We start from the raw sequence: 14,905 nt of genomic DNA, 5'->3' as shown, positions 1-14,905 counted from the left end.
GATAATTCTTTTTATGTCAATATTCACCCATATCAACATTTTTTTGTACTTTTGCGACAAAATTAAGCAATCATCGAATATTCCACAACGGGATATTCCTAAGATATTTATGGATTTCCCTATTTTTGTAAGGGGCTAATTATTCATCAAACAGAAAATGGCAAAAGAATTAAAAGAGTTGACTAAGCGCTCGGAGAACTATAGTCAATGGTATAACGACTTGGTTATCAAAGCCGATCTGGCAGAACAGTCGGCTGTACGCGGATGTATGGTCATCAAGCCATACGGCTACGCGATATGGGAGAAAATGCAACAGCAGCTGGACAAAATGTTTAAGGAAACGGGAGCACAGAATGCCTATTTCCCCCTGCTGATTCCTAAATCTTTCCTTAGTAAGGAGGCAGAACACGTCAAAGGGTTTGCGAAAGAATGTGCTGTAGTGACCCACTATCGCCTGAAATCCTCCGAAGAGGGAACGGGTGTGGAAGTAGATCCAGCGGCAAAACTCGAAGAAGAGTTGATTATTCGCCCTACTTCTGAAACCATTATCTGGAACACATACAAGAACTGGATTAAGTCTTGGCGCGACCTGCCTTTGATGTGCAACCAATGGTGCAACGTGATGCGTTGGGAAATGCGCACACGTCCATTCCTTAGAACTTCAGAGTTTTTATGGCAAGAGGGACACACTGCCCATGCCACTCGTGAAGAAGCTGAGGAAGAAGCACAGAAGATGCTCAAGGTATATGCCGACTTTGCTGAGCAATGGATGGCTGTTCCCGTGGTTCAGGGCGTGAAGAGCGAGACCGAACGCTTTGCAGGTGCATTGGACACCTATACCATTGAGGCGATGATGCAAGACGGTAAGGCTTTGCAGAGCGGTACCAGTCACTTCTTGGGACAGAACTTTGCCAAATCGTTTGACGTAACCTACCTCAACAAAGAGAACAAGCCCGAATACGTATGGGCGACGAGTTGGGGCGTTTCGACACGCTTAATCGGTGCGCTCATCATGACCCACTCCGACGATAACGGCTTAGTATTGCCTCCACGCTTGGCTCCTATCCAAGTAGTCATCGTTCCTATCTCTAAAACAAGCGAACAACTCAAAGCCATTCACGACCAACTGAAACCCATTATCGACGGCTTGAGAGCCATGGGCATCACCGTGAAATTTGATGACAACGACACCAAGCGACCCGGTTTCAAGTTTGCAGACTACGAACTGAAAGGTGTTCCCGTGCGTTTGGTGATGGGTGGACGCGACTTGGAAAACAACACCATCGAGGTGATGCGACGCGACACGCTGCAAAAAGAAACCGTTTCGTTGGAAAAGATTTTGGAGTACATCCCCAAACTTTTGGAGGAGATGCAAGCCAACATCCTTAAGAAAGCCAAAGACTTTAGAGATGCACACATCTACGAATGTGAAAATTACGACGAGTTCAAGCAGAAAATCAAGGACGGAGGCTTCTTCCTTTGCCACTGGGACGGTACTGAAGAAACCGAAGCAAAGATTAAAGAGGAGACGCAAGCCACCATTCGTTGCGTGCCTTTCGGTGTAGAACAGACACCGGGCGTGGACATGGTATCGGGCAAACCTGCCAAATATCGGGTCATCATTGCACGGAGTTATTAAACAACGCTTCATAGATAGGTGGGTTCTATAAATTACCACCTTATATAATTATACTAAAGATATATCAGCAGGGTTACATCTTGCCATTTTGGTGCAACACATGGAAACACAAAGAGTGGCAAGACAAATTTATAGAACCCAGCGTTTAAGTACTCAAAATGGACTGGATTATTTCGCTTTTTACGAACAACGATTCGGTAGCTCACATCGCTTTGCTCTACGCCATCGTCATAGCGGTCGGTGTTCTGTTAGGTAAAATCAAGGTTGGCGGTGTGTCATTGGGCGTTACCTTTGTATTGTTTGCGGGTATTGTCGCTGGTCATGTGGGATTTACAGGTCCTACCAATATCCTGACTTTCGTGCAAGACTTTGGTCTTATCCTCTTTGTCTTCTGTATTGGTTTACAGGTTGGACCGGGATTCTTTGAGAGCTTCAAGCGAGGAGGTGTGACCCTCAACTTGCTCTCCACAGCACTCATCCTGCTCAACATTGCAGTGATGTTTGCCTGTTATTACATTTTTTTCGACACCTCCGATTCTCACAACCTTCCTATGATGGTGGGAACGCTCTACGGTGCCGTCACCAATACACCGGGTTTGGGTGCTGCCAACGAGGCACTCACGGCGATATTTACCAAAGAAGACATGCCACAGATAGCCAACGGTTATGCCTGTGCTTATCCTCTCGGTGTGTTGGGCATTATTGGAGCAACCATTGCCATTCGTTATATCTGTAGAGTCAATTTGGAAAAAGAAGACGATGACCTGGCGCAAGCCGAAGGAGACAACCCCAATGCCAAGCCTTGTCAAATTCGTCTCAAGGTGAGCAATGCGTATATTGCTGGTCGCTCGTTACAACAAATCAAGGAGTTCCTCAACCGTGACTTCGTGTGTACGCGTTTGTTGCACGAGGACAACTTGGAAATCCCACGAGAAGAAACCGTTATTCAGAAAGACGACGAGCTGCTCATCGTGTGTGCCGAGGCAGATGCCGAAGCCGTACAGGCGTTCATCGGTCCTACCATTGATTTGCCATGGGAAGAAGAGGACACCAAGCAACCCATGATTTCCAGACGAATTGTCATTACCAACTCATCTATGAATGGTAAGGTATTGGGCAAGATGCACTTTGCCAGCGTCTACGGTGTCAACATCACCCGTATCACTCGTCAAGGCATTGACCTCTTTGCCAGTCAAAATCTGCACCTACATGTGGGTGACCGTGTGATGGTGGTTGGTCCAGAGGAGAACGTAGAGCGTGTTGCCGACGTCATGGGTAACTCTGTGAAGCACCTCAATGTGCCCAACATCGCCACCATTTTTATAGGTGTCTTCATCGGTATCATCTTTGGAAGTATTCCTATCTCTATCCCTGGCATGCCTGTTCCTTTGAAGTTGGGTATTGCAGGCGGTCCCTTGATTATCGCTATTCTCATTGGACGTTATGGCTACAAGATGAAATTGGTGACCTACACCACCACCTCAGCCAACATGATGTTGCGTGAAATAGGCTTGGTATTGTTCTTAGCCAGCGTCGGTATCAAAGCAGGAGCCAGCTTCGTAGAGACAGTGGTTGAAGGCGATGGATTGAAATATGTGTACACGGGTGTACTCATCACCGTGATACCTATTTTGATTATCGGAACCATTGCCCGCTTAAAATACAAGTTCAACTACTTCACCATCATGGGAATGTTAGCAGGTACTTGCACCGACCCACCCGCATTGGCGTACGCCAACTCGGTTTGCTCGCACGAAGCTCCGTCTATTGGCTACTCTACCGTGTACCCGCTCAGCATGTTCCTGCGTATCTTCACGGCACAAATGATTGTCCTCTTCTGTTGCGGATAGCGCAAAAGGAGTTACCAATCCCACAAATTACAGCGAGGTAAGCACCGCCCTATTTGCAGTGCTTGTCTCGCTTTTCACATATTTAGCCGTTACACGCTGCAATTTCTTAAAAATATTTGCGGCACTTGTTTTTTTAATATACCTTTGCAACCACAAAGACATTTTACGAATACCCATATTTAAGCGACAGGTCATAAAAAGAATTACTTTTTATACTAATAAATTAAATATGAGGAAAATTTTTACACCTTTAGCGTTGCTATGCGCAACAACAGTGGCTTTTTCCGCCCCTGTGGGCAGACAACAAGCCCGACAAGCTGCATTGGCTTTTATCAAGAGCCATGCAAGTACTAACTCCCAAGTCGCTACACGAGCTTCACAAGCCGCGCCCTCGCTCAACGAGGTGGCAAGTACCAATGCCTATTACATTTTCAACGTAGGCAAGGGACAGGGCTTTGTCATCGCCTCTGCCGACGACCGCACAGCGGACGTGTTAGGTTATGCAGAAGAGGGAACATACGATGAGCAGCAATGTCCGGCATCGCTCAAGATGCTCTTGGCACAATATCGACAGGAGGTGCGCATGCTGAACAACATGCCTATCACCACGAAGCCTGCCACCACACGTGCCAACAGAACGCTGCAGCCCATTGAACCGTTGCTGAAAACCACATGGAGCCAGTACGGTCCCTACAACCTACAAACGCCCATGCACAAAGACAAGCACTGTGTCACGGGATGTGTTGCCACGGCAGCAGCCCAAATCATGGGCTACTACCAGTATCCAAAGAAGGCTCCCGCCTTGCCTGCCTACAAGGCTCCGTCGGCTCATCTGCAAGTGCCCGAGCTTGCTGAGAGCACCTTCGAGTGGAACGACATTCTGCCTTCGTACCGCATTTCCACCACCCAGCAGCAGCAAGACGCAGTGGCTAAGCTGATGAGGTATGTGGGACAGGCGGTGAGCATGGATTATACCGCTGATGATTCGGGTGCCGATTCCTACAACGTGATATTGTTCCTTACCCGATTGTTTGGCTACTCTAAGGACATGCACCGTGTTTTCAGAGACCGCTATACCAGTGAGGAATGGTGCAACCTGATATACAATGAGTTGAAAGCCAAACGACCCGTATATTACTTTGCCGATGACGTGGTGTACAACTATGGTCACGCCTTTGTTTGCGATGGCTACAAGGAAGGCGACTTCTTTCACATCAACTGGGGCTGGGGGGGGCAATTCAACGGCTACTATCGCCTGTCGGTTCTTTCGCCACGCGAATATGGATTTAAGCAACTGCCCAGTGTCTTCACGCGCGAGCAAGGAGCTATCATCGGATTCAGACCAAGCGAAGGTACTGAGGTATTTCCAAAAGTTGTTGACGTCAAGGAGATGACGCCCCTGCAAGATCAAAGTCGCTCGACCAGTAACGATGACTTCACGGATTTTGACATCACCATGAAATGCGTGAACAATTACGGCGAAGCCTTTGATGCCGATTGCGGCTTAGGCTTCTGGCAGGGAGGTAGATTGATAAACGCCGTCAAGCTGTTCAGCTCAACGTTCAAGACCGACGGCAAGATACAAAGGAACGAAGCGAACTTCAACATACCACACACCCTCGCCAAAGGAAAGTACACCGTGCTACCCGTTTACCGCATACAAGGAGAAAGCGAATGGAAAGCCTGTGGCGGCATTGGAGAAATGGCGCAGGAGATAGAGATTACCGACACGGAACTGAAGACTTCCACTGCCAAGCCTGTTTTAGAGGTGAAGAAAGTGGACGTGAAAGGCGGCAAGGAGGCGGGACGTCCCTTGTTCGTCACCCTCACCATAGAGAACAAGGGCGACGAGCTGTACGACACCTTCGACATGCTCTTCAAATATGACTATGTGGCTTCTACCACCACCTTCCTGCCAGCACGACAGACGACAGACGTGATGTTTGAGCTGTATCCAAAGGTGGCTGGAGAGTTCGACTACTCCTTCGAATGCAAGTCGGGCGCCACTATCAGCTCTAAAGGAAACATTACCATTACTGAACCTAAGTCGAAAAACATTCCTTCGGTTGAGGTGAAAATCGAACAAAGTGAGGAAAACGCTTTCAAAGCTCCTGCCATGAAGGGGAAACTCATTGTGACCAACAGCGAGAATGCTGACTATTGCGGTGGATTCGACATTGAACTGCGTTGCAAGAAAGGCGATACGGACGCAGCTTACCTTGAAAACAAACTCTCGCTGGCAGACATCATTCCCGCCAACAGCAAGAAGGAAATACCGTTCTCGATAGACAACGTTGTCGCCGGGGCGCAATATGCCATTTACGCGTATGGCTACAAGGTAGAGAAACAAGAAGACTTCATCCATGGTGGGATGGAATACATACCTAAACGGGAGCGCATCCTAAAGACACCGTTCTACATGGCAAAAGACGCATCAACCGCAATCGCTGCTCCTCACGTCAGCCACGAGCCGATGCTCATATACAACCTGCAAGGTGTAATGGTAGGCAAAGGCGAGCAACAGCTCAAGTCACTGCCAAAGGGCATCTACATCATCGGTGGCAAGAAAGTAGTTAAGTGATAAGCATATCCATATCAGCCCATTCATCTTTAGACAAGGCAAAGAAACATTCTCGTGACCTTTCCGGAGTTGAATGGGCTGTTGCATGTATGTCCTACTTTACGTTTGTTGTTCAACACATTAGCGTAAACGAAAGCGCCATGTATGGCAAGGTCTATATACGAAACAGGGTTACCTGTCGTCCCGTTTGGTCGAAAGGTAACCCTGTCCTTCTATACCGCCTCATGGTGAATAGACGGCATCGTGAGTGGAGCTGTCTTTATTTAAAGATGTCTATATCGCCTTCGTGGTTGTCACCCCACGTATCTTCAGACATGTCAAATTGCTTGGCGTTGCCGCTACCTGTAGCTGGGGTATGTTCATCGATGGCTATGCTCTTAGCCTCCATCACTCCATAGTTTGTTTCCAGCTTGATGATGTCGATACAAGGTTTGATGTAAGTGCGCTTTCTATTCATGCGCACTTTGTTGTTGAGGTTTTCTGTTTTCATCTTGCGTTATTTTACAATTTTCTTACCTTTGATTACATAGATGCCATTAGGCAGGGTATCGAAGCTGGTGCCTACGTAGCGTCCGTCGAGTGTGTAGATGCGCTGTGCGCCGTTCAGTGCCTTGTCTTGCTGCAAGTCGTCTATCCCCGTTGTCTCGTTTTCCATAAGGACGATAAAGTGCTTGGCATTGCTCGTCGCATTGTTCCTTGGTTGGATGTAGCCACGGAATGGTGCCGCTGTGGCTGTTCCTCCATTTACTGGCCTCCATACGTCAATCCCCTTGCTGTCCGTGTTCAGCAACCAAGTGTTGAGATTGGCAGCCAATTCATTGTTAAGTCGCTCCGTGCCGCCCATGAAGAGGAATTCCTGATTAGGCTCAACAGCTTTATAACCTTGCGGCTTGAGCGTGCCGGAATAGACGTTGTGAAAAGCGGAGGTTGAAGATGTCTCGGTGACTTCATTGCCATCATCATTTACCTTGACAGTACTACCCGATGCCGCAATCTTCACGTCAGTGGCAACAAATTCCTCTGAGGTATGTTCCTGTCCGTCTACAATGCGCAGCAGGTAAGGCTTGTTGGCTTCGAGCACGCTCCCATCATCAACAGATTGGAACAAGTAATATTGCGTATAATCGCTTTCTCCTTGAAGAGGAGTTGCGTAGTTGTCTTTTAAGTGTAGTTCGTAAGCACGGAAGCCTTTCGGTAATTTAACCTCATAGGGCAGCAACATGGTGAAGCAGTTCTTGCCATCTTTTATACCAGAGAAGTCACGATATTCGATAAGGGGCATTATTTCACCTTTACCATCTTCATCCTCTTCAAAAAAGAGAAAATCTCCAAAATCATATGTTTTCGAGTCGTCAGTATCCCACAACCAGTTCCAATCAGCGTAACGAATCTTGCTATTTTCTGGATCTAATGGAATTGCATCTACCTCCCATTTATTATAGACAGCCTCTTTAGCCGTGAACTTTATGGGGAACTCGAAGTCGGCGCCATCCTGCACACTCAGTTTAGTGCATGTGCCATCACTCTTTACAAAGTTCACATCCTCTCCATCCTCGAAACCGAAGTCCACGCCTTGGGGAAGGTAAACAATGGTGCGCGACAGCAATCCATTTGCGAAGTTAGCCTGCGAGTTTGGGTCATGCCGTGTCAATGTTTTATTATTTACCGTGGGGGCTTTTAGCTTATGTAGGTCAACGTACTCCAATAAAGGACAGTTGTGAAACACGCTATTGCCTATCTTGCATCCGTCAGTTCCTTCCCATTTAATCCCTGAAAAACCAGTGTGATCAAAGGCAAAATCTTTTATCTCTTTCACTTTATTGGATAGAATCAAGTCGCCCCTTAAATTCCAACACTCTAAAAAGGCACTATTCCCTATACTTTCCACTTCTGGAATGTTCATGGAGGTAAGGCTAAAGCAGCATCTGAAAGCGTCGTCTTGAACACTTTTTACCGAGGCTGGGATAGTGATGTTTTTCAAGTCTCCGCAAAAAGAGAACATGGCTTCAGGAACTGTCGTGATGCCATCCTGCAGGGTTGCTTCTGTCAAGTTATAGCAATCGCCAAAGGCTACGTTACCGGAGTTGTTCTCGTAATATATCGACTTTTTTTTGTTTTTGATCAAATTGAACAACAGATTATAATCTTTCAATGACGCATCTAGTTTTTTTCCTATATTTGCGGAAACCGGAACCGTCACGGTTTTCAGCTGGGAGCAATGCCTGAAACACATCGTTCCCAAGAATGTCACGTTTGGTATCGTGAGCGTTTTCATGTCGGTGCATGACAAAAAGGCTGCATTGCCTATTGCCGTTGCGCCAGGGATGTTGACCTCTGTCAAACCGCTACCACGGAATGCCTGTTGTTCAATAGCCTTCAAGGATTTTGGGAAATTGATATTTTTCAATGAAATTGTCTTGAAAAACGCTTTGTATCCAATTTTTGTGATGCCTTCAGGAAGTATCACCTCCGTGATGTTTACTCTCTGTAAAGCCCTTTCGCCAATCTCGGTCACCGTCCATTGTTTACCACCGTGAAAGACGGGATTGGTGAAGTCTAATGTTCCACTCAACTGATTATCATAGGCAGGGTGGTTGTCTCCAGCAGCTGGGTCATATTTTGAAAAATCTGTTTGGGGCTCTACGCTGATGGTTTGTTTTGTTGCATCCAGTATGCGGTATTTCAGACCGCCTTCTTCGAAATATTCGACAGCATTTTGCGCCACCATTGGCAGGGTCATCATTAGGAACAAGACGAGGAATATACCGCGTCGTTTTGTTTTAAGCATGTAACGTTGTTTCATCGTTGAAAAAGTTTATAGGTTTTATGAATATTCTGCTGTGAAATAAGTGCAAACGCCCTTTGCGCAAGACTGCCCATAGCAATCGTGCGTCACGAAGTGGACTTACCTTTGCGAACAAGGTAAGCACGTAAAAAGCGTTTTGTTAATATAATATAATACTTGGGGGGGGGGTAATAACACTCATTAACATTATTTCCTCCTTTTTCCTGCTATCAAAAAACAAATATGCAACATCGGAATATGCAGAAACATCGCCCATGTGCTAAATACAGATTGTTATAAATTGTTGTAAATTTCTGCAAAGATAGTCATAATTATCAATACTTACAAATTTTAATTAAATATTTTTTTTTATAATAAGCACAGTTCTTTCATGTAAGATGGTATTTTTTCTTGTTGTGAACAGTGTAGAAGAAAAGAACAACGAACTCCACAGAAAAAACGAAAATATGCGAGTGTTATGAAGCAACGAAAGAACGGGGCGTTCTTTCGTCAATTGACTTTTGCGGCAATGTATTTTTGATTCTTTTGCGTTTTTTGTTGTTAAAAGATGCGATGACATGCACTGTCTGCCGTAACGAACTTTACCTCACCTCTGTGTTGTTCCGTGTTATTCCGTTGCAAAGAGAAAAAGAGCAACAGAATACGATCAAATAGGAAAAAACTTTGGCATACCTTTCAAAAAAAGCACTTCGCATCAAGAGTTGCGAAGTGCTTTTTTTTGAAAGGTATATCAGTGATGTATCGACCAATTTAGTCGAGCCATTTCACATAACAGAAGTCCTGACGGTGAGGCAGGTAAGCATTCTTTGGATACATGCGCACACACAATTTGAAGGTGCCTGCAACATCGGGTTCCAATTCTGCCACGAAGGTATATTGGTTTCCTTCATGCTTTACCATCTTGAACGGAATGATTTTGTACACTTCACGTCCATCACTGTCGGGCAGTGTACGCAATGATACGATTTCCAAGCCGATGGCATCGTCCAAGCCTTGCTCGTCAATCACGTACTTCACCTGATAGCGTACACCCGTTTCACCGCCATTCTCCAAGAAGGTAGTGTCCTTGGAAACCACATTGATCGCATCCCAATGCGCAACCAAATTTTCTTTCCACTGGGCGATGTCTTTGGCTATTTGGTGATTGTTGGCATCCAACTGCTCGAAACGTTGCGCCTGTTTGATATAGAATTTACTGAAATAATCGTCCAACTGACGCTTCATGGTGTAATGCGGAGCAATGGTGGCAATAGAATTCTTGATGGTCTTCACCCACTCCTTGCTATAACCCTGCTCTCCATGTCGGTAGAACATCGGGATAATCTCGTTCTCTAACATTGAGTAGATAGTAGAAGCATCCAACTGGTCTTGGTACGCTTGGTTCTCGTAGGTTCGCTTCTGAGGCAATGCCCATCCTGCACCATCGCGATAACCTTCAACCCACCAGCCGTCAAGCACAGAGAGGTTTACCACACCGTTCATCTCGGCTTTCTCGCCCGATGTACCCGATGCCTCGAGCGGACGAGTTGGTGTGTTCATCCAAATATCCACGCCCGATACTAATCTACGTGCCAACTGCATGTCATAGTCTTCCAAGAAGATAATCTTACCCAAGAACTCGGGGCGCTGACTGATTTCATAAATCTTCTTGATGAGACCCTGTCCAGCGCCATCGGCAGGATGCGCCTTGCCTGAGAAGAAGAACAACACTGGACGTTCGGGATTGTTGACAATCTTAGAGAGTCGCTCAATGTCGGTAAACAACAAGTGGGCGCGCTTGTAAGTAGCAAAGCGACGACAGAAACCTATCATCAGCGCATTGGGGTTGATGCGCTCCAAGAGAGACATCACACGCGAAGGGTCGCCCTGATTCTTGAGCCAATTCTCCGTAAACTTCTCACGAATATAGGCTACCAACTTCTTCTTCAACGCCATACGCGTTTCCCATATTTCGGCATCTGGCACCTGATAGATGTCGTGCCAAATCTCTTCGTTGCTCTGATCGCTCATGAACGACGCATCAAAGTACTTGTCATAGATGCGACGGAACTCGGTAGAGGTCCATGTGGGTAAGTGCACACCGTTGGTGACATAACCCACATGACTCTCTTCAGGATAATAGCCCTGCCAGATAGGTGCAAACATTTTCTGACTCACCCAGCCATGCAGCTTGCTCACACCGTTGACTTCCTGCGAAGTGTTGCAAGCAAAGGTACTCATACAGAATCTTTCTGTGTGGTCGTCAGGATTTTCTCGTCCCATGCCGATGAACTCATCCCACGAGATGCCCAACAGCGCAGGATAGCCATTCATATACTTTCCGAACAAAGCCTCATCGAAGTAGTCGTGTCCAGCAGGTACAGGAGTATGCACCGTATATAATGAGGAGGCTCTTACCAGCTCCATTGCCTGATTGAAGGTAAGTCCGCTCTTCACATAATCGCACAAGCGTTCCAAATTACAGAGTGCCGCATGACCCTCGTTGCAGTGGTAAACTTGCTTCTTGATGCCTAATTTTTTCAGTGCTAACATACCGCCCACACCCAACATAATCTCTTGTTTCAAGCGGTTCTCCCAGTCTCCACCGTACAGAGCGTGCGTGATAGACTGGTCGTAAGGCGAGTTCATGTCGTTATCGGTATCCAAGAGGTAGAGCTTGATGCGCCCCACATTGACACGCCAAACGTAGGCATGCACCGTGTAGTCGAGATAAGGAACGTCTACCACGATAGGGTTGCCGTTTTCATCTACCTCACGTTCAATGGGTAAGGCGTTAAAGTTTTGTGCTTCGTATTGTGCCACTTGCTGACCGTCCATGCTCAACGACTGTTTGAAGTAGCCGTAGCGATATAGGAAACCAACGGCACACATGTCGACGTTGCTGTCCGATGCCTCTTTGAGGTAATCGCCTGCCAACATTCCCAAACCGCCAGAGTAGATTTTCAACACCTGATTGATACCATACTCCATGCTGAAATAAGCCACAGAAGGGCGACTCTTATCAGGTTCCACATCCATATACGTGCGGAACTGCTGATAAACATCCTGCACACGCTGCATCATGGCAGCATTGTTCACAATCTCCTCCTTGCGGTCATAGCTCAGTCTGTCGAGCAACAAGACGGGATTTTGGTTCACTTCTTCATACAGTTTCTCGTCCAAACTCTTGAACAAGCTGCGTGCCTCGTGATTCCAACCAAACCACATGTTGTGCGCCATTTCGTCCAAACACTTCAATTGTTCGGGCAATCTTGACTTGATGGTCACCTCTTTCCATTGAGGCGAATTGGCATAACCTGTTTTAATCTTCATAAATTTGTTTCTTATCTTGGTTTTAATTGATTTTATTTCTCTCTTCAGCTTTCTTCAGTGCCTCACTATAGGCAGAAAGATAATATTTGATGAACTTACTCCACAGCGCCTTCTTAGACAGTGCTGCTGCCTTTCTTCGAATGCGATTTACCTCCTCGGCGGGCAGGTTGGCAAACTGCAACAAGAGGTTCGCCATGTCTTGTGCCACGTCTGCAGCGTTGTCATCGGTGCGATGAATTACCTCAACCCCCGACTCCACTAACCGAGTGGTGCCAGCTTCGTGGGCTGCCCACATGCCAAAGCCTGCCAAATTGGTGGTGATGCAAGGCACCTTGAAGGCTATTGCTTCGAGCGGCGTATATCCCCAAGGCTCGTAGTACGACGGATAGGCGCACAAATCGTTGCCCAACAGATAGTCGTAATACGGGCACTGAATAATGCCGTCATCGCCCGTGAGATAACAAGGGACAAACATCACCTTCACCCTATCACTGGACTGATTTTGCAAACCCAACTGTGCCAGCTTTGTCAGCACCGCATCTTGCTCCATGTTGTGCAACCAGTGCGTGAGCATGGGATATGATAAAGGTGTGTCGTAGCACTGTGGCTCTGTGAGTCGTTGCTGCAAGTCGGCGCGGGCTTCACTCACCCAACCTGGGACGGCAATCACCGCCAACACGTCTTTCGACAACAGGTGCTGCGACTGTCGCAAACGGTGAATGGCATCGATAAACACATCAATGCCTTTGTTTCTGAACTCATAGCGCCCACTGGTGGACACAATGAGGGTGTCATCGCCAAAGGCATGCCCCATCAAAGCGTTTGCCACTTGTAGCAATCGCTTTCGAGCAGTTTTCCGCTGACGTGTAAAGGCGGCTCCTTGTGGTACAAAAGAGTCTTCAAAACCGTTTGGCAACACCTCGTCCACAGGTTTGTCCAAGAGTTCTGCGCACTCGCTTGCCGTGATTTCACTCACGGTAGTGAAGCAGTCGACATGGTGCGCCGTCTGTTTTTCTACCGAGTGCTTGCTCTCTATATTGAGTTCTCTCGACATCTGATCGCCTTGATAGGCAGAGAGATAGGCATAGAGCGGTTTGTGGTTTCCAGCAATGCTACGCCCTATACTGGTGGCATGGGTGGTAAAGACGGTCGCTATTTCGGGCACATGTTGCCGCACATACAGCAACCCAAGTCCTGTCATCCATTCGTGTCCATGATACACCACGCGTTGGGTGGCATTCAGTTGGGAGCGATAAAAGCTTTCCACTACCCTTCCGGCAGCATACGAAAACATCGACGCCTCGTCATAATCGCCGTAGCCATGCAAGCTATCCACTTGATAAAGGTTCCAAAACTCCGCATAAAGTTGGTTTTTCTGCGCATAGAAAGGCTCAAAATCCACCAAAATGACAATGGGTTTTCCCGGAATATCCCAACGCCCCAATCGCACACGGAGTCCTTCCTCTTTGGCTTGTTGTTGCCATGCGGCGAAAAGGGAATCATCGGGTAAGAAATACGGACATGGACGTTGTTTCCAACAATCCGGACCGATAAAAATAAGACGATCTTGCAACAGATCTCGTAATGTTTTTGTATGCGTAGAGAGCACCGTATAGATGCCTCCTACTTTATTACAAACTTCCCAACTCGACTCAAAAAGATAATCGGGAAGTAACTCGTTAGTTGTCATTAAAGTTGAATATTTTGCAACAAAGATAATATAAAAAAGGTGAATACCAAACATAAATGTTCATAATATCTTAAAAAACCTGCTTTTATTGATATAAAACAGTAACTTTGCAACAACCAAACATTTCAAGATGATGAAAACCATACTAACAGGTCTGGCTTTATGGCTCTGCACGCTCGGAGCCATGGCACAACAACAGGCGGCAAAGCCCTTTCAGGGGACGATTGGCAACGCTGAATACCGAATTTATATCCAAATGAACTTTTACGACAATAACATCGAAGTGCCAGAACAAGAATTATTGGGCACGATGTCGGGGTTCTTGGGAGACAGCATCGATTCTCGCAAATGGCTCATCACCTCTGCCAAAGTTCGAAAGAACGTTGCCACCTTGCAAATCATCAACGACTATGGCAGCGAGGACTTGGTAGCGACGCTCACCAAGAACAGTGACAACACCTTCACACTCAAGCAAATGGACGGAAGCACTATTAAGATAGCCCGCAACAGAAAGTGGAAAAAGCTGCCCAAGGAGTTGGTGTTTGTTCGCTCCAAATAAGTCATGGGGCGGTGTACCCTCGCTCCTTCTCAATCGAAGGCACGAAAACCGACCCACGATTGGGACAAAAAAAGTGGACAAACTAAGGTGCGTCTCTTCATCAAAAAGATGCTGAATTTTCTTTACAAAGTGCCTCTCAAAACTCGCATGTAGACCACCAGCGGCACTGTTGGTGGCAAATACGCCAAATATGAGCGATGTTCGTAATGCGTTGTCATGAAACNTGTTACGATTATCGCCTTTCTTTTTCTTCCCATTTTTCCCGATTTTTGTCCGCTGAAGCATGATTCTAAGCCCGCTATTTGCATGCTTTAAGGGTGTTATAGCATGTTTCTAACGCCCTTGTAACATGTTTCCAAGCTCGTTGGAGCATTGTTCCAACGAAATTTGGGGTTTGATTTGTTAAAATCACCCCATTTTTGTCTGCCGTTTGCCTATTATTTTTTTCTATTTCGAAGATTTTAGCCA

The 14,905-nt window shown here is 46.6% G+C and carries 8 protein-coding genes; 4 read left to right on the top strand and 4 right to left on the bottom strand.

Annotated features, from left to right (window positions below; all coding sequences use genetic code 11):
• The first annotated feature begins 157 nt into the window (after positions 1–157).
• The 3 genes from proS (at position 158) to HMPREF9304_RS07890 (ending at position 6,070) form a co-directional block, all read left to right on the top strand.
• Positions 158–1,639 (top strand): proline--tRNA ligase, encoded by a 1,482-nt coding sequence (gene proS / locus HMPREF9304_RS07900; protein WP_025071810.1) that lies wholly within the window; start codon positions 158–160, stop codon positions 1,637–1,639.
• 158 nt (positions 1,640–1,797) lie between these two features.
• Positions 1,798–3,489, top strand: coding sequence for a putative transporter (locus tag HMPREF9304_RS07895; protein ID WP_036928084.1), 1,692 nt, complete (start codon positions 1,798–1,800; stop codon positions 3,487–3,489).
• A 229-nt stretch (positions 3,490–3,718) separates the two neighbouring features.
• Positions 3,719–6,070, top strand: a complete 2,352-nt coding sequence (locus tag HMPREF9304_RS07890) for a C10 family peptidase (protein ID WP_036928082.1) — start codon at positions 3,719–3,721, stop codon at positions 6,068–6,070.
• A gap of 259 nt (positions 6,071–6,329) precedes the next feature.
• Here HMPREF9304_RS07890 and HMPREF9304_RS07885 read toward each other — a convergent pair whose 3' ends face one another.
• From HMPREF9304_RS07885 to HMPREF9304_RS07870, 4 genes are all read right to left on the bottom strand, one after another.
• Positions 6,330–6,560, bottom strand: a complete 231-nt coding sequence (locus HMPREF9304_RS07885; protein WP_036928080.1) for a hypothetical protein — start codon at positions 6,558–6,560, stop codon at positions 6,330–6,332.
• A 6-nt stretch (positions 6,561–6,566) separates the two neighbouring features.
• Positions 6,567–8,873, bottom strand: a complete 2,307-nt coding sequence (locus tag HMPREF9304_RS14050) for a leucine-rich repeat domain-containing protein (RefSeq protein ID WP_081953676.1) — start codon at positions 8,871–8,873, stop codon at positions 6,567–6,569.
• 753 nt (positions 8,874–9,626) lie between these two features.
• Positions 9,627–12,188 carry an alpha-glucan family phosphorylase gene (gene glgP / locus HMPREF9304_RS07875; RefSeq protein ID WP_036928079.1) on the bottom strand — a complete coding sequence of 854 codons (2,562 nt, stop codon included), beginning with the start codon at positions 12,186–12,188 and terminating at the stop codon, positions 9,627–9,629.
• 22 nt (positions 12,189–12,210) lie between these two features.
• A complete protein-coding gene (locus tag HMPREF9304_RS07870) occupies positions 12,211–13,878 on the bottom strand; it encodes a glycogen/starch synthase (protein ID WP_036928109.1) in 1,668 nt (555 codons plus the stop codon).
• Positions 13,879–14,008: 130 nt separating this feature from the next.
• On the opposite strand from HMPREF9304_RS07870, the gene HMPREF9304_RS07865 reads away from it, so the two are divergent.
• Positions 14,009–14,437 (top strand): hypothetical protein, encoded by a 429-nt coding sequence (locus HMPREF9304_RS07865; RefSeq protein WP_081953675.1) that lies wholly within the window; start codon positions 14,009–14,011, stop codon positions 14,435–14,437.
• Positions 14,438–14,905: the final 468 nt, after the last annotated feature.

The organism is Hoylesella timonensis S9-PR14 (genome assembly GCF_000762405.1).
GTDB classification, from domain to species: Bacteria; Bacteroidota; Bacteroidia; order Bacteroidales; family Bacteroidaceae; genus Prevotella; species Prevotella timonensis_A.
The sequence above is the reverse complement of the archived record's forward strand: the minus strand, read 5'-3'. Positions and strand labels throughout refer to the sequence as shown.